Here is a 17,061-nt window from a genome sequence, read left to right on the forward strand (position 1 = left end):
CCCTGTCTTCCCCGATCCGGGAGCGGCGACTACCCGAAGAGGCCGCCGACGAAGCTGGAGACGGTGGAGACCGCCGCGCCCACCTGGCTGACCACCGGGATGTTGGTGGCGGCCGCCGCCGAGCCGACCGCCGTGACGACGCTCGTCACCTTCTTGGTCGTGCTGGCCTTGGGGTCGCGCACGGTGGCGAAGGCCGTGGCCGCATCCGCCGCGGCGATGGCGACGTTGACGCCCGGGACGAAGCGGCCCGCGGCCTTGGCGGCCGTCTTCGCCGCGGTCTTGGCCACGGCCTTCTCCGCGGCGTTCGTCGCGGCCTGGGTCAGCGCCTTGTTGGCCGCCTTGGTGGTGGCCTGCTTGGTCCCGTCGGTGATGACGTCCTTCACGCCCTGGCGGGTGCCATCGCCCAGGTTCTTCACGGCCTGGCGCGCGGCGTCCTTGATCTCGTTCTGCTTGGCGCCCTTGAACACTTCCTTCGTCACGGTCCGGGCGGCGGTGCGCTGAGCGGACTTCGTGGTCTCGAGGCCCGCCTCCTGGACCGAGGCCTTGAAGGCCTTGGACGCCTGGCGGTAGGTGCTCCCCACCTTGGTGGCGTCACGGCCCAGCTCCAGCGCGCTCTTGGTGGCGCCCAGCGCCGTCTTGCTGGCCGTGGCCACCGAGCCAATCGCCTTGTCACGCTCCTCCACGGAGGCCCCCTGGCGGAAGCCCTGGCGCGCGTCCGCGACGGCCGTGTTGATCTGCCCGGGCAGCTTGCGGGCGCTGTCCAACAGGCCCAGGGCCTTCGAGCCCTGCTTGGCGAGCGACGCCTTGTCGAGCTTCACGTCGGGGTTGCCAGCCTTGGACCAGTTCTCCTTGAAGGTGCTCTTGAAGTCGCTGCCGGAACGGTAGGCGGCCGTCTGGGTCTTGGCCTTCTTGAGGCTGTCCTTCGCACTGGTGAAGGTGTCGAGGGCCTTCTTGCCCTGCAGGCCCGGCTCCTTCTTCAGCTTCTCCTGCGCCCGATTGATCGCGGGGGTCACAGCCTTCTTGATCGCAGTGGCGACCTTGGGAATGCTCTGACGAACGCGATCGGTGCTCGGGATCATGTATGTCTCCGGTACTGATAGGGGGTAGTGAAGGGCGGGATGGGCCGGAAGGCCTACACCCACCCAGGTTATCGGAACCTGAGAGCAAAGGTTTCTTGGGAATTTTAAGTCGAATTTCCCAAGAATTGAGGAACCTGGCCTCAGCCGCCCGTGGAAGACGCTGAGGGTGCGACCCAGTCGCGAAGTCCGGAGTCCTGCCCGACGACGGAGAAGGCGACCGCCTTGGACGACGCGACTCTCCGGAGCGCTACCAACGCCCGCGCCTGGGTTGCCTCATCGACCTCGTCACGAAACCGGAACCGCCGTCGAGGCGCCTGCCGAGAGCGTCTGCGTCAGGTTGCCCGAGTTATCGGTCGTGGGATTGCTGCCCGCCGAGCCCTCGGCGAGAACCATCCCTGCGGCATTCAGGACCCGGACACATCCACGCGAGTGAGACCTGGGATGACTCGCCGCCTCGAGTCCTTTCATCCCATCGATGCGTGCTGGATCCAGGCCGAATCCGGAATCTGCGTTTCGTTCAAGTCCCGCCTCCGGCGCTCTGGCTAGTGTCCCGCCCCCCTTCAAGTCATGTGTCTTTCACTTGGAGCAAAGGAGGAATCATGTGGATCCGCGGATGTCTGTGCGCAGCGATGCTGTTGATGGTGGGGTGTGAGTCTGGAAAAGAGGGGGCGCAAGGGCCACAGGGAGAGCGCGGCGCGGCGGGACCGGCGGGGGCGCAAGGGCCACAGGGAGAGCGTGGCGCCCCCGGCGAGCCGGGCCGGTGCAATGACCTGGTCTTCGTGGACGCAACCGGGCACGTCGCGGCCCCCGTGTGCGCGCCGTACATCGTCGATGCGCAGGGCTACATATGGAAGATCAATCGAGAGACAGGAAGCTTCGCCGTCGAGGATGGATCGGGCGAGAGTCCCTACGACACGAACGATCTGACCTCGCTCGTCTCCTTCGAGAGCGAAGACTGCTCGGGACAGGGCTATGTGGAAATCTTCCTCGTCCCTCCGCGCATGCCGTTCATTGCGCACGGAAAGTACCGGGTCCGCCCGGACTCCAGCACATCCTCCCAGCGGACGTTCCGCTCCCGGTGGGGGGATGATGGCACCTGTGACGCCTACCATGGGGCCCCCTCCGAAATCGCCTTCCCGCTCCCCCCCGAGCAGGAGCTGACCCCACCGACCGCCTTCCAGGGTCCCCTCCACATCGAACGCCGTCAGTAAGCACGGCCGGGCCTGACGAGCGCCGCGCTCGCGGCTACCAGGCTCAGACAGGTTTGTCTCACGCCAGGACTCCGAAGCACGTGCTCCAGGCAACTCTTGCGGGAGCCTCGCTCCCTGCAGGCTTGAAGCTCACTGAGCGTGGAGACTAGACGGTCGGCCCTATGGCACAGAACGACCGACTGACAGAGGCCGACGGGCGCGCTTCCACAGGCGCCTCGTGGATGACCTGGGCAGCGCTGCTGCTCCTGGTACCTGCTGGATGCGTGACGACCCCCGCCTCGCCCGCCGCGCCTCGAGCGCTGCTCTCCCACCCGCCTGCCGTGGCGGACTGCGAGAAGACCACGGGCTATGACGCCATCATCGTCGGCGCTGGCTTCAGCGGACTCACCGCCTCCAAGGAGCTGCGGCGAGGCGGCCGCGGCAACATCCTCATCCTCGAAGCCACCGACCGCATTGGCGGCCGCGCCAGCACTCTGAAGAAGGGGCCCCCCATCGATCTGGGCGGCGCCTGGATTCACGGGGTGACGATCAACCCCCTCACTCCCCTGGCCGACGCCATGGGCTTCAAACGCATCACCACCCAGCTCGATGGCCCCATCTACCTGGACGATGGCAAGCAGGTGACCCTCCTCGAGGGTGCTCGGGCCAAGGAGTATGAACTCGAGGAGGACGCCTTCTATCAGCGCCTGCTGGTGTCCAGCCTGTTCCAGCTCGGCCTGAAGGAGTGCCGTGACACCACCTCCATGCCCAAGGCCCCCCGCAATGCGGAGCACGATGTGATGTGTCAGTACCTGGAGAAGATGGCCAACGACCAGGTCTCCCACTACCTGCCCAAGGACTCCGCCTTCCGCTACCTGTTCGAGGGGAACATCGGGCCTCTGGAGAGCGCGGTGGAGACCTCGCAGAACTCCACCGTGGACGCCGTCGCATTCGAGGCGGGAGACGATGACCTCATCCAGGAAGGCATGGGCAATTTCATCGAGGCCTTTGGCGCCGAGGAGCCTGTCTGCCTCAACTCGCCCGTGGCGAAGATCACCTACAGCGATGACGGCGTCGTCGTCGAGGTGAAGAACGGCAAGCGCTACCAGGCGCGCACGGCGCTGGTGACGGTGTCCATTGGCGTGCTCCAGGCGAGGAAGATCCAGTTCGAGCCGCCGCTGCCGCCCAGCAAGCAGGAGGCCATCGACGGCCTGCCCATGGGCAACATGCAGAAGGTCATCATCGACTTCAAGGACCAGCCTGACTTCATGGGAGACACGCTGCCCAACTCGTGGGTGCTGTATCAGGCGCCGGACAACTCGGTGATGGCGTTCGTCATCCGGCCGCTGGGCAAGAACATCGCCATCGGCTTCTACGGCGGCGAGCAGGCCAAGACGTACGAGCGGCAGTGCGCGAGCGCCGCCGGCGACAGGCCCCTGCCCCCCGAGCGCCAGCCCTGTGACGAGGAGCCGGTTCAGCGGGCCAAGGCGGCCCTGGCTCGGATGTATCCGTCGAACGGCATCACTGGGGCACAGGGCACGGCGCCGCTCGACATCTCGCAGGCCGTGGACAAGGCCGACATCTACCTGACGCGGTGGAGCCTGGAGCCGTGGGTGCTCGGGGCCTACTCCGCCGCGCTGCCCGGGGCCTGGGACAAGCGCGAGAAGCTGGGCGTGCCGCTCTGCTCCTATCAGCCCGCCACGCAGACGGAACCGCCACAGGAGGGCTGCACCCGGCGGCTGTACTTCGGGGGCGAGGCCACCGCGCGGCCCATGTACAACGGCTCGTTCGCCGGAGCCCATGAGGCAGGCCTGCGCACGGCGCGCGAGATCCTCCGGACGTTCGAGGAGGAAGACCACGCCGCTGCCTCCAAGACGCCGACCGCGGCCGCCAAGCCCTGAGTCCCTGACCGATCCCGAGCACGATCTTCCATGCTCCGCAGCTCTATCTGCTCGAGTTCGATCTCGTGGGTGGCACGTGTGATGCCAAGCCGGAGCGGCCGCCTCACGGCCAGGGTGAGCTGTGGGCTGTGGCAGGTGATGGAACCTTCTCGTTTCCGGGAGTATCTCATCCACATGCTCCGATTCCTCTGCGTGCTGGCGGTCTTCCTGCTCCCCCGCATCGTCCTCGCGAAGTGTGCGATGCAGAGCCTCACCGTCTGGCCCCCTCCCGGCCAGTCCCTGCCGGCCAACGGCCAGGTGGTGCTCGAAGGGTTCGGCGCCTTCGTCGAGCCGGTCACCCGGATCGACGAGCGCTCTCCGCGCCTGGTGGCCGGGAAGGACGAAGTCCCCCTGCGCGTCGTCGCCGTGCATCGCGGCGAGTTCAACCTGAGCCAGGCGATCCTCCAGCCCGAGCGCCCGCTGCGGCCCGGTGAGCGCTACACCCTGCACCTCACGCAGCCCAAGGACTCCCAGGAGCCGGTGCTGCCCACCACGCAGCGGCTGAACGGCACGTCCGTCCCCATGGCGTGGACGGTCACTGCAGCGGACGTGAAACCGCCTCGCTGGCGCGAAGTGCCGCGCATCATGGAAGAGAGCGCGGAGATGTTGGGATGCGGCCCCGCGGTCCATGTCAGCGTCTCTGCGAGCGTGGATGAGGACGGATCCAAGGTGCAGGTGCTCGCCGAGGTGCGACGAGCCGAAGGCGGCGAGCCGGTGCGCTTCCGCCTCACCCCCAACGATGAGCAGGTAGCGGTCGGTCATGGCATGTGCAGCGGTGCCTTCCAGCTCGAGGAAGGGATGCGCTACACGGTGCGACTGGTGGCCGTGGACATGGCGGGCAACGAGACAGCCGCTCCGGGAGACCCGGTGCTCATCACGGGTCCCTTGTTGGAGCAGTGAGCTTCGTAAGAGTAAGGCCTCGCCCTCGCCAATCAGTTCACCTTCACCGTGACAGGGACCGATGTCGTGACGTTGCCCACGGCATCAAAAGCCTTGGCCGTCAGCGTGTGCGTTCCCTTTGACACGAACAGCAGGCTCCAACTCATGCTGTAGGGCGCCGTGGTGTCCGTGCCGATCACCGTGGCCCCGTCGTAGAACACCACCTGCGTGACTCCGGCGTTGTCCGCAGCGCTCGCCTGGAGCGTGGTGCTCAGGAACAGCGATGCCCCATTGGCCGGAGAGGTGATGGCCACGGTCGGCGCGCTGTTGTCCACCGAGACAGGAAGGCTGGAGGACACCTGGACGTTGCCCGCCGTGTCGTAGGCCCGCATCGTGAGCGAGACGGAGCCATCGAGCCCCGTCCTCGAGTCCCAGTTCACCGTGTAGGGCGCCGAGGTGTCCGTGCCGATCAACTGTCCGCCCGCGTAGAACTCGACCCGGGCCACGCCGTTGGCATCCGTGGCCGTGGCGCTAACCGGAATGATTCCCCGAAGCGCGGTGTACGCCTGCGGCGCGGTGAACTCCGCCGATGGCGGCGTGTTGTCGATCGTCACCACCACCTCGGTGGAGATGCCGACGTTGCCGAGGCTGTCCCTGGCCCTCGCCGTGAGCCGATGGACCCCATCCGGCACGGACCAGGTGAACCAGGTCGCCGCATAGGACGTCTGAGGCGAGACAGGGTACGCATTGAGTAGCGCTTCGCTGGAGTAGTAATCGACCCTCGTGACGTTATGGGGATCGCTGGCCGTGCAATCGAGCACGACATTGCCCCGAAGGAGCGCCCCCTGCGCAAGTGAGCTGAGCGTCGCGCTCGGCCCGGTGTTGTCGGTGGTGACGACGACCGCCTTGGAGGTGGTGGAGCGACCCGCGGGATCGTAGGCCTTCGCGATGAGCGAGTGGAAGCCATCCGCCACGGCCGCGCTGTTCCAGAACATCTCGTAGGGCTCGCTGGTATCTGTGCCAATCAGCGTCCCGTCCGCATAGAACTCGACCCCCACCACCGCCATGTCGTCCTCGGCCGACGCCGCCACCCGAACCTGGCCTCCCACCAGCCCGTAGCCATCGGGCGGGGTGCCGTAGGGCGTGGTGAGCTCGACCGTCGGCGGGAAGGCATCCGTCGGCGGGCCCACCGCGAAGACCAGATCATCATGGTCGTCAACCACGCCGACGCTGCACGGCGACGCGGAGCTGTTGGCACTCCCCCGGAACTGGGCACGCACCGCCTGCAGGGTGCCCGCGGGCAGGACGACCTCCGCCGAGAGCCATTGCGCCCCATAGACAGTCGCCGGAACCGTGGTCAGGTAGGTCCACGACGGGTGTGTGGCATCGCTCGCGGAATACAGGTCGAGTTCGTCCGGAGTGATCGTGTCGCCGTAGACGAGGACATCGATCCGGGCGCGGCGGTTCGCAGCCAGGAACTCGCCTCCCACGCGCGTCACGGTGATGCGCTGGACTCTCTGGGAGTAGCCCTGATCGAGGCCCGCCGCATCGAGGCAACCGTCGATTGTGTTCGGCGCGTGCATCTCCGAGGTGTTCCGTCCTTCCACCAACCTCGCGGTGTCACAGAAGCTGCCCACCGTGTCGCAAACGGGAGCATGGAGCACGGGATCGAACACGGCGGTACCGGGCTTGAACACGGTGAGCGAGACCGGAGCGCTCTCGGCCACGTTGCCCACCCGATCGTAGGCCTTGGCGGTCAGGATGTAGTCCCCGCTGAACGCGATGTCGCTGTTCCACTCCACACCGTAGGGTGCCGTCGTGTCTTCCTCGATCGGCGAGCCGTTCACGAGGAAGACGACCCGGCTGATCCCCCGGTCATCCGAGGCATCCGCCGTGAGAGAGACCGGCCCTCCCGGCACGACCGTGCCGCTGACGGGCGCGGTGAGCACCACATTCGGCGCGGTGTTGTCATTGTCCAGGAAGAGAGTGATCGGCTCGGAGACGGTCACATTCTGCGAGAAGTCCCACGCCTCCAGGGTCAGCGTGTGCGGGCCATTGGGGAGGTGTTTGACGTACAGCGAGTCGAACGAATACGGCGCACCGAAGTCGGCGTCGATCACCACCCCATCCACGAGGGCCCGCACCACATAGACACCCCGGTCATCCGACGCGGTGCCTTGGACGCTCACGGTCTCGTGGACTGTCGCGCCGTTCGCGGGAGCGAGCACGGAGACCGTGGGTGCGATGAGATCCTGATCAACCGTCACGCCCATCGTCGTGGAGGAGATGACGGTGCCGGAGGAGCTCTTGAGCTGCGCGAGAAGCGTGTGGGCGCCATTCGCCACGGTCCTCGTGTCCCAGGAGGACTCACGGGAGCCATACGGGTAGGAGAAGTAGCCGTATGTGAGCCGGTTGCCGTCCAGGAGGACTTCGTATTCGGTCAAATCGCTGAGGTTGGTGCCGGTCACCCGGATCGTCACCGTTCCAGTGAGAGTCGTACTGCTCGGACCCGAGCTGGGCAGGTAGAGGGTGATGGTCGGAGTCGCCGTGTCAGCCAAGGCTTCACACGCAATGAGCACCAGTCCTGCCGCAAGCAGCGCTACCAGGGTCCGCATACGTCCCCCTCGGGGTCGAAGAGCTTTCCCAGGTTATTGAAAGAATCCGAATAAACTGGATCTCTTCGAGACCGATACGCACGCGGACAGGACGAGTCAGATCAGGCCAGGGCGCGCTTGTAGAGCGCCAGCAACTCGGCCCAGGCCTTCTCGGCCGCGGCCTCGTTGTAGACGCCGCCGGCCATGTCCTTCACGCACCAGCCGTGCTGGGCGCCGCTGTAGACCTCGATCGTGTTCTTCACCTTGGCGGCGTCGAACGCCTCCTTGAGCTTGACCTTGGCCTGCGGGTCACGCTCGTCGTCGTTGGCGGCGACGGCGATGAGCACCTCGGCCTTGATCTTCGGGGCCAGCAGGTGGGGGCTTTCAGGCGCCTGGGTGACCAGGCCGCCGCCGTGGAACGAAGCAGCCGCGCCCACCCGCTCCGACAGTGAGGCGGTGCGGAGGGTCAGCAGCCCGCCCATGCAGTAGCCCTGCACGCCGATCCTGGCCTGCTTGTTCACCTGCGGCTGCTGGTCCAGCCAGGCCAGGAAGGCCTTGCCGTCGGTGAAGACGGTGTCCTGGTTCAGCGTGCCCACGACCTTCATGATCTCCTGGCGTTCTGCGGGAACGGCGAAGTCCATCGGCCGCGAGAACACCGGCGCCTTGTGGGTGCGGTAGAAGGGGTTGGGTACGAGAACGGCATAGCCCTCGGCCGCCAGCCGCCGGCCGATGTCGCGCATGGCGGGGCGCAGGCCAAAGGCGTCCGGCCACAGCAGAACACCCGGCCACGAGCCACTTCCCGACGGGTGGAAGAAGGCTGCGTCGGCCGTGCCGGCAGGGGTCTTGAGCTCGATGTCATGCTCGACCACGGCCCCGGCGTGCGCTTCGGCGCCGGCCTTGTTGGAATTGTCGTTCATGGTTCTCCTCCAGGGGCTTCGGTGAAGCCACCACGATTCACCCCTACGGGCACTTCTACAAGGCCGGCGAGCGAAAATCGCCGGAGGACACCGATGGCGGGCCGTAGTGTACTGCTTCCCCTCAGGAAACCAGGTAGGTAGGATGCCCCGTCGCCTATGCGGCCCTGACCCAACCAGGCGATTCACCTGAATCTTGTAGAGCCGCTCATGCGCGCACTAAAGGAGTTCAAGCGGTGTCCAAGGTATTTCTCCAGCGCATCGAGATCTCCAACTTCCGCGCGTACGGAGACAATTTCTCGCTCTCACTGCCGGGCCCAGGTGTGACGATTCTGACGGGCCCGGGGGGGCTTGGAAAGAGTACCTTCCTTGAAGCGATAGAATGGGCACTCACGGGCCGGATTCGCCAGTTGGAAGCAGTCACAAGAGAGAAGGATGTGCCTGTCGCCCAGTACGGAGTCTCCTTGGAGTTCGTGAACGGCGAAGGGAAGAGAACCCGCATTGAACGGCGCGCTGTCCGCGAGCAGGAGAATCACGCACAGTTTGTCGAGGCCTCCTCCCCTACTCCACAGCAACTGATGGACTTGCTTGGAGAATCTCTTGAGCAGGCGGCGGATGCCCTCACGGAGAGGAAACGGGTTCTCTCTCGAGCAGAGGAGACACTGAATGCGTGGCAGTCACTGGACTCTACTGCAACAGAGGCCAGGGCTCGTCACGCCGCGACGCATGCCACCCTCGTTGGCCTTCAAAATCGAATGCAAGCTGTTCTCGAGGCTGATGAGCGGCGACGAGGCGCGGAGTTCAAGCGCGACACCCTTCTCCGATTGAGTGCCGCACGCACGAAAATTGCGCAAGGAATGACACAGAAATCATCGATCACGGCCCGGATCGACCGCCACACTCACGAGATGTGGATGGTTCAGCCATACATTCGCGATACCACCAAAACCATTCAGCGGGTCCATGATCTGGACAACCGGATTCGCAACCTGCTTCTTGCGAAGCAGGCGCTTGAGGGCAGCCAGGAGAATGAGGAGAGCAGCCGCCGTATTCAATCGGAGCTCGAGGCGGCTCAAGCAGATCGAACTCAACTGCCTGACCTCGAGTACCTCCATGAACACCAGGCCGGACTCAAAGCGAGGACCGCGCAGCTGGCTTCAGCCATCACGGAGGAGCACAAGGTCGTCGCCCAGATCGAGGAAGAGCTTCTTGCCGCGCAAACCTTGCAGCAGCAGCACCCAGAGTTGCTGTCCTCATTGGGAAAACTTCCTTCGGATGAAGCCAATGCCATTGACGAGGCCGTGCACGCTGTAGAGCAGCTCGTCCGTCATGAGCGGCAGCTCGTTCAGTCCGAGGAGCCATTTCCCAGTGTGTTGGCCAAGCTGAACGAGGAGCTCTCCAAGGCACAAGCAACCTCAGTGCATGAGGCTTCCGAAGCACAGGGTCTCGAGCAGCAGATCGCAAATCTCCGGCAACAGTGGCTCGATCTGGGCTTCCAGGGGCTCCCCAGCCCTGTCGCGGTGGAGGAGCTGCGGAACAAGCTGGCTGAGCAGGAGGCGGAGCTTCAACAGCTTCGTGAGCAGGAAAAGCGCTTGGCTGATACGGGCCTGAGCATGAGCATGGCCTACTGGCGGAGCCGGTGGCCCGCGCTGCTGCTCGAGGCCCCCCTCCAGCAGCATGACCTGAATCATGCTGCGGCATTCATCGAGGCCCTCCGCAACCTTGTACGGGACCGGAAGTATCAGGTCTTTCTTTCCATCCACGACGAGGAACTCGCCTCCTCCATGCGCCGCAAGATGGAGGAGGCCGGCATCGAGTACGTCGCATGCCGGTAGAATGAAAGGCGCCAGCGACTGGAGCCGGGAGCCCGGTCGTCTCAGACGCGGCGCTCCGCCTCAGGGTCCTTGACGACGTGGCCCTTGGGGAACTCCCACTTGTCGTACCGGGCCTTGGCGCGATCCACCCCGCCGTAGTTCCCCGTGACGATGTCGGCCAGGTTGTTCAGGGACTCGGAGCCCTCCTGGTAGTACTTGGAATGGTCGCCCGTGTTGATGTGGCCGCCACGATCCTTCGCCTCGGCGGTGAACCGCTGCGCGCCGAACTTGTCCTCGGAGGGATCCTGGCCCAGGGGATCGCCAGGCATGTTGTTCCCGTTGAGCCAGGTCACCAGATCCTTGCTCGCCGAGCCGGACCAGACGTGGCCGTTGGCCAGCTGCGGATCATAATCCTTCACCGTCTTGGCGCTGCCAGCGCCCGGGCTGCCGATGAGCACCAGGTCGTCCGCCTGGAGGTGCTCCTTGTCGGCCGCGATGGAGGCCGTGGTGCTGCCGTAGCTGTGGCCGATGACCGTCAGGTGAGGCTGATTGCCCTCGCGGCTGGCGCGGATGCCCGCCACGTCCGAGGCCAGCAGGGTGGCGCCGTGCTCGGCGGCATTGTCGGACGCCACGTTCGTGAAGTTCGGGGCGTCGTAGCCCATCCAGGCGACGCTGGCGACGCTGCCCTGCTTGCCGCCCGCGGCATTGAACAGGTGGAGCGAGTCGTTGGTGATGTTGTCCATGTAGCTGCGCACGTCCGAGTTGAGGCCCGGAACGCTCACGGACACGTTCTTCGCGGTGTCCAGGTTGCCGGCGACGATGGCGGCGCGGCCCTCCCCTTTGACGAAGGCCGAGTCATAGACGAGCAGTTGGGCCGTTCCCGCCTCCTTCTCGGTCCGCTCGAGCTGCTTCTGGACCGCCTGAGCATTCTCGAGCTGCTTCTGCTTCTCACCGGAGAGCTTGCCCTTGCCGGCTTCGGCGGTGAGCTGGGTGAGCTCGTTCTTCAGCTGGATCCGGTTGGCGCTGTCACGCACGGAGGCAGGGAGGCCATCCATGGAGCCGATCTTCTTGGAGTCCGTGTTGAGTGCCTGCGTCTGCTGGTCGGCGGAGAGCCCCTTCCACCAGCCCGCGCGGGCCTTGGCATCCGTGGGCGCCCCGTCGGCAGGGCTCGCGGCGGCCTGCACGGGATTGCCGCCCGCGAGCTTCTCGAACCCGGTCTTCTTGGGGCCCTCGTACGCCGAGGTGAACTCGAGAGGCCTGGCCGCCGTCGTGCCCTTCTGCTGAGCCTTGGCCGTCGTCGCGCTCTTCTCCTGGGGCTTCGCGCTGGCCTCGGTCTTGGCGGGGGGCGGGAGGCGAATGGGCTGCGGGCGGCTCGGCTCGATGGGGGCCATGGGGTCTCCAGAGGAGGGTTCGGAGGAGTTATCGGAGGATGGCCGGGAAAGTTGTCGGACAATGTGCGGCTAGGGGCGATAAAGGGGCAGATTGCGCACATTGACGCGCCGCATCATCCAGCCGGCTAGATACTCATGCCCTCGTACAGCTTCAGCCGCTTCGTCCTGAGCTGATCTGGCGCGTACTTCTTCTGCCATTCCGGGGCCGTCTCGGAGAGGAAGAGCTCCGAGTCGTCCGACCGACCAGCCTCTTGGGTGGCCTCGAAGACCGAGCGGAAGTAGTAGTGGTTGAAGAGCCGGTTGAACTCGGTGAAGTAGATGTCCGCTACGCGCTTGTCCCCGCGGATGAACAGCATGTTCTCGTCGTTGTCGGTCACGGACGGTTTACTGAAATTCGCCGAGCCCGTGATGATGATCGGGTCTGCCCCCAGCGGATCAATCAGCAGGAACTTGGAGTGGATATAGCTGACGTGGGTGTTGAGCTTCATCAGCCCGGCATTGGTCTCCTTCGCCCACTGGTAGACTGGATCCTCGATGTAGGAACCCCATGCTTTATAAACATTGTTCGATGCGTTGATCGCGATGAACGGAGTCTTCGAGCGCTTGTTCGGCACGTCCTTCTTCTCCAGCAGCATGAAGATGATGGAACTGTGCTCCGTGTTGTCCTTGAGCAGGTCCTTGAAGGGCGCCGCAATGCCGAAGGCCAGCGTGATGCACGAGCACTTTTCAGACGAGTTGGTCAGAGCTGTGTAGAACTTGAGAAGCGTATCGCCCTTGCGCGGACTGAATACGGCTGTAGCGCCCTCATTGATCGCCGTCTTGTCCTTGGGCGCCGGGCTCAGGGTGCCGATTTCCACTCGGAGGTCCGCGTTCACCGGATCCTTGCTCAGGGCCTTCCAGTGCTCGTGGTACTCCTGGGCCACCTCTTCGTTTCGTACCCAATGCCCCACATTGGTCTGGCCCGAAAACCCGCCAAGCGAGAGGTTGGTGGAGCCGGTCCATACTTCCACAGGCTTGCCGGACGGTCCCTTCAAGAGCACCAGATACTTGTTATGCTGGATGCTGCTCGGGTTTTCCTCTCGCTTGATGATCGTTCCTTTTGGGAATCGCAGCGCCTTGACCATCGCGAGATTCTCATCGCGCGGGAAGCTCTCCTGGCCATCGCGCCCATTGTTCTTCGCGTCGATGATGATGCGCACATCGACGCCGCGCTCAATCGCATCACGCAGTGCCCGACAGGCAGGCTCGTAGCGAAACTCGTAGAAGCAACCCAGCAACGTGTCGCCTCTTTTGGCATTCTCCACGAACTTGATGAACGCTTCGTGCAGATCGCGCATGAGCCACTTCAGTGCATCCTTGGCCTCTGCTGGAGGGAGCTTGTTGGGCGGTAGGTTGCCGAATCTTCGCTGGTACGCCTGACTGCTGGCGACGCCGCGATTGAAGAACACGTCGTGTTCCTGATCGCTGTAGAGGGGCTCCGTCTGGATCTGGATGCTGACGGGGCTGGCCGAGCGGTCGAGGTTCTTGGGCGTGCCCTTGAGCGGATGAAAGATGTACTCGTACTGCCGGTCCGGCTTTGCCGTGAAGTCATCCCAGGAGAAACTCTGCACGGGGTGGTCGTACGTGCTCACCTGCTGATGCGGCTGGGGATGAGGTATGACCGACTTGAAGATCTTGAACCCCGGCATGTAGTAGCGCTGGTTTTCGGAGGGGTCGACCCGCTCTATCGCGAACCCCAACAATCCTTTCCGCGCAGCGGCATCCGCGACAACGGCAAATGACACCGTGTTGATTCCTGTCACGGCGAAGACCTGGTACCCATCCTTCTTGGAGGATTTGAAGCGCATCGTCACGGCTCCTGAATATGGGGTGGCGACAGGTTACCGTGTGATTCCGTGGACTACCGCGATGCTAGTGATTTCCGTAAGCGACTTCACAATTGCCCTGTGAATTGCACCACAGAAGCAACCCTGGCAATGGCTCACGGTTCCTTCTGAACAGCTCCCCCGCGCGCCGACAGTGACTGGTACGCGAGCGCGCAGGCGCTCACTCCCGCGATCCAGCCGATCAGCGGCCCCACGAAGAGGAGGATCCCCACGCACGCCGCGAGCGACACGATGGCAGCGTAGAGGATGGGGCCTCGCAGGAGCCGGACCGCCGCCGCCATCGAGAGCACGTAGGTGGCAATGAACGACGAGGTGGAGAGCGGCAGCAGATCATCGAGCCCCGCGTGCCATGCAAGCGCGGCTACCAGTGCAGCTCCGACAATCAATCCCAGCGCGACGATCGCGCGTCTGGGCGTGCCGTCCGGCGACATGACACCCAGCCACCGCGGGAGCTGCCCACGCTCGCCGAGCGCGAACATCAGCCGGCTCGTCCCGGCGATGTAGGCGTTCAAAGGGATGAAGGACAGCAGGAACCCGGCGATCCCCACCACGGTCGACGCGCGGGTGCCGGAGACGCGCTCAGCGAGGAGCACCAGCGGAGCGATACTGCCCCCGGACGAGCCATGGGCGCGAGTGCCAATCACCGCCACCGCGAGCCCCAGGTACAGCACGCCGACGATGGCCACGGAGAGCACGCTCGAACGCCAGATGTCCCGCGGGTTGCGGAACTCGCGCGCCAGCGGGGTGATGGCCTCCCAGCCCACGAAGGCCCAGAACAACTGCACGGCCGCAAGCCCGACCGCCGCGGGCCCCCGGCTGAAGAAGGGCGTGAACGCGTGCGGCTCGACATGCGGGAGCGCGCGCCCGACGATCAACGCGAGCCCAGTGGCAATCACGCCCAGCGTCACCAGCTGCGCCATCGCGCTGACGCGGAGCCCGACGTAGTTCAAAGTGTACCCCAGCACCACCAACCCGATGCCGAGCCCCGCGACCATCATCGGTCCGCCTCCGAAGGCGCTCGCGCCGTACTGGCCAGCGATCAGCGCGACGACGACCGTCCCGGTGGGAACTTGCGCGAGGAAGAGCCACCCGGCCACGCCTCCCCAGCGGCGGCCGAAGGCGCGCTCGATCGCGTCGGAGAACCCGCCAGCGTCGGGGCGCTGGATGGACAGCGCCGCATAGGTCAGCGCCAGCGGTCCCGACAGCACCAGCAGCGCGGCCCACGCGAGCAACGACGCCGGTCCCGCCGTGTCAGCCGCGATGGCCGGGAGCACGAGCACGCCCGTGCCGAGAACAGAGCCCACGTACAGCGCGACCCCGTGCCACACCCCGAGCGTCCGCCGGGCCTCCTGCCCGGTACTCCCCTCCGTCGGTGTCTCGCCCGCCATGACCTCCACCGCATGCTCCAGGCTGCCGCTCATCTGTCCTCCAGGACCTGCGCCAACGCCGCGCTGGCGCCCCTTCCTGGCCCGGAGGGCGGATTGCAACAATGACCACTTTTCGCAGATCCCTTATGACCATGCGTCAGGTTCTGGAGGGCATGACCCGGTCTTGCCTTAAGCTCCCTGCCTCATGAGCACTCAACCTGCGGCAGACGCAGCCGTCACCCACCTCATCCGCTGGCTCGAGCAAGGCGGAGCGGTGATCTCCCCCAAGATGCATGTCGTCGACTCGGGCAACGGCCATCGAGGCGTCTTCGCCAGCGAGGATATCGCTCAAGACGAAGTGCTCCTGCGAATCCCTCGCCGGCGCCTGGTCACCGTAGCGGACGCCCGTTCCTCGGATCTCGGCCGCATCATCGAGGCCCACACGGGGTTCCAGGATCCGAACCTGTACATGACGGCCTTCCTCCTCGGGGAGAAGGAGCGCGGGGAGGCCTCCGCCTGGAAGCCTTTCCTGGACATCCAGCCCCAGTCCTTCCCCACCCATCCCTTCTATTTCCAGGAGCGTGAACTCTCCCTGCTGAAAGGCTCCCTCGTGGTGGAGCTGATCGCGGCGCAGCGCAGGGCCCTCGAGGAGGATTACTCCCACCTCTGCCGGAAGGTCCCCGGATTCGAGCGGTTCACGTTCGCGCAGTTCCTCTGGGCGCACGTCGCCGTGCTCACGCGCATCTTTGGCGGGAAGGTGAAGGAGACCAAGGTCCACTGCCTCGCGCCGTTCGTGGACATGCTCAACGACGGCATCCCCGCGAACGCCGGATGGGGCTGGTCGGAGGATGGAGAGTTCTTCGAGGTCACGGCCGACAGCGCCATCCCCCGGGGCAAGGAACTTCGTGACTCCTACGGCGCCCACAGCAACGCCCACCTGCTGCGCCACTATGGGTTCGTGCACGAGCACAACCCGAACAACGAAGTCATGGTTCCGCTCGAGATCTCCCAGACGGATCCGCTCGTGGGCGAGAAACGTGCGCTGCTGGGGCTCACCGACCTCTCCGCCCGGCACTTCTTCTCGCTGCCGTTCAAGCCGGATGCCGCGCGCATCATCGAGCTGTTCTCCGAACTGCGGATCCTCCAGGCGGGGCCCGAGGAGCTGGCCCTGCTCAAGGAGGCTCCCGACGCGCGCATCCGCGCCAAGGTGCCTTTGAGCCCGAGCAACGAGGCGCAGGTCCTTCTCACCCTCTCCAGTGCCTGCGCGGCGCGGCTCGCGCTCTATGAGACTTCCGTGGAGGAGGACACGCGGCTGCTCCAGGATCCGAACCTCCCCTGGAATGACCGCAACTGCATCCTGCTGCGGCGGGGAGAGAAGCAGTGCCTCGCGGTGTTTGCCCAGGCTGGCAGCTGATCAGCGCTCGCGTTCGTAGTGGAGGCCTACGACCCCACTGGGATAGGGCGTCGCCGCTTTCAGCTTGAAGGCCGTGTGCACTCCTTCGGGGAACAGCCGCTTTCCACCGCCCAGAAGGAGCGGATAGAGCAGCAGATGCAGCTCATCGACAAGGTCGTGCTCGAGCAGTGTGTGCACGAGCTTGTGGCTCCCATCCGTGGCGATGTTCTTGCCGGGCGCGGCCTTGAGCTTGCGAACCGCCTCGACGACGTTGTCGCGAATGATCGTCGTGTTCCGCCAGATGGGCTTCTCGAGGCTCTTCGAGACGACGTACTTCGCCGGGGCGTTCATCATGTCCCCGAAGGGATCTCCAGGAGGCATCGGCTCGAACGCGTTCGCATGAGTCACGTACGTCTTTCGTCCAAGCAGGAACGCATCGACCTCCTGCATCATCGCGCCGAAGGACTTGCCGATGTCGTCATGCCAGTACGGCATCGTCCACCCACCGTGCTTGAAACCACCTTCGGTGTCTTCGTCGGCGCCACCAGGAGCCTGGATCACTCCATCGAGAGAAAGGAACTCCGAGACAATGAGCTTGCGCATGTTCTCCCCCT

At 65.0% G+C, this 17,061-nt stretch carries 12 protein-coding genes; 5 read left to right on the forward strand and 7 right to left on the reverse strand.

Features of this window, described 5'->3' with window-relative positions; genetic code table 11:
• Positions 1-29: 29 nt before the first annotated feature.
• Positions 30-1,079, reverse strand: a complete 1,050-nt coding sequence (locus tag KY501_RS32500) for a hypothetical protein (RefSeq protein ID WP_224367561.1) — start codon at positions 1,077-1,079, stop codon at positions 30-32.
• A 599-nt stretch (positions 1,080-1,678) separates the two neighbouring features.
• Between KY501_RS32500 and KY501_RS53735 the strand changes: the two genes are divergently transcribed.
• From KY501_RS53735 to KY501_RS32515, 3 genes are all read left to right on the forward strand, one after another.
• Entirely contained in the window at positions 1,679-2,290 is a 612-nt protein-coding gene (locus KY501_RS53735; protein ID WP_224367562.1) for a hypothetical protein, read from the forward strand.
• A gap of 221 nt (positions 2,291-2,511) precedes the next feature.
• Positions 2,512-4,170: a flavin monoamine oxidase family protein gene (locus KY501_RS32510; RefSeq protein WP_224367563.1), complete on the forward strand. Its 1,659-nt coding sequence runs from the start codon at positions 2,512-2,514 to the stop codon at positions 4,168-4,170.
• A gap of 174 nt (positions 4,171-4,344) precedes the next feature.
• Complete coding sequence (locus KY501_RS32515; RefSeq protein WP_224367564.1) at positions 4,345-5,109, forward strand: hypothetical protein; 765 nt, start codon at positions 4,345-4,347, stop codon at positions 5,107-5,109.
• A 32-nt stretch (positions 5,110-5,141) separates the two neighbouring features.
• Here the strand turns inward: KY501_RS32515 and KY501_RS32520 are convergent, their stop codons facing one another.
• Positions 5,142-7,703: an Ig-like domain-containing protein gene (locus KY501_RS32520; protein WP_224367565.1), complete on the reverse strand. Its 2,562-nt coding sequence runs from the start codon at positions 7,701-7,703 to the stop codon at positions 5,142-5,144.
• Positions 7,704-7,804: 101 nt separating this feature from the next.
• The gene (locus tag KY501_RS32525) at positions 7,805-8,599 is read right to left on the reverse strand and encodes a dienelactone hydrolase family protein (protein ID WP_224367566.1); all 795 of its coding nucleotides are present in this window, start codon (positions 8,597-8,599) and stop codon (positions 7,805-7,807) included.
• Between the two features lie 233 nt (positions 8,600-8,832).
• On the opposite strand from KY501_RS32525, the gene KY501_RS32530 reads away from it, so the two are divergent.
• Positions 8,833-10,431: an AAA family ATPase gene (locus tag KY501_RS32530; RefSeq protein WP_224367567.1), complete on the forward strand. Its 1,599-nt coding sequence runs from the start codon at positions 8,833-8,835 to the stop codon at positions 10,429-10,431.
• Between the two features lie 41 nt (positions 10,432-10,472).
• Here KY501_RS32530 and KY501_RS32535 read toward each other — a convergent pair whose 3' ends face one another.
• The 3 genes from KY501_RS32535 to KY501_RS32545 form a co-directional block, all read right to left on the reverse strand.
• Positions 10,473-11,801, reverse strand: coding sequence for an alpha/beta hydrolase (locus tag KY501_RS32535; RefSeq protein ID WP_224367568.1), 1,329 nt, complete (start codon positions 11,799-11,801; stop codon positions 10,473-10,475).
• 125 nt (positions 11,802-11,926) lie between these two features.
• Entirely contained in the window at positions 11,927-13,648 is a 1,722-nt protein-coding gene (locus tag KY501_RS32540; protein ID WP_224367569.1) for a phospholipase D-like domain-containing protein, read from the reverse strand.
• 134 nt (positions 13,649-13,782) lie between these two features.
• Positions 13,783-15,108 (reverse strand): APC family permease, encoded by a 1,326-nt coding sequence (locus tag KY501_RS32545; RefSeq protein WP_224367570.1) that lies wholly within the window; start codon positions 15,106-15,108, stop codon positions 13,783-13,785.
• 151 nt (positions 15,109-15,259) lie between these two features.
• On the opposite strand from KY501_RS32545, the gene KY501_RS32550 reads away from it, so the two are divergent.
• Positions 15,260-16,468, forward strand: a complete 1,209-nt coding sequence (locus KY501_RS32550; RefSeq protein WP_224367571.1) for an SET domain-containing histone-lysine N-methyltransferase — start codon at positions 15,260-15,262, stop codon at positions 16,466-16,468.
• On the opposite strand, the gene KY501_RS32555 is transcribed toward KY501_RS32550, so the two are convergent.
• The gene (locus KY501_RS32555) at positions 16,469-17,050 is read right to left on the reverse strand and encodes a dihydrofolate reductase family protein (RefSeq protein WP_224367572.1); all 582 of its coding nucleotides are present in this window, start codon (positions 17,048-17,050) and stop codon (positions 16,469-16,471) included.
• Between the last annotated feature and the right edge of the window lie 11 nt (positions 17,051-17,061).

The sequence above is a fragment of the Hyalangium versicolor genome, assembly GCF_020103695.1.
Taxonomy (GTDB): domain Bacteria; phylum Myxococcota; class Myxococcia; order Myxococcales; family Myxococcaceae; genus Hyalangium; species Hyalangium versicolor.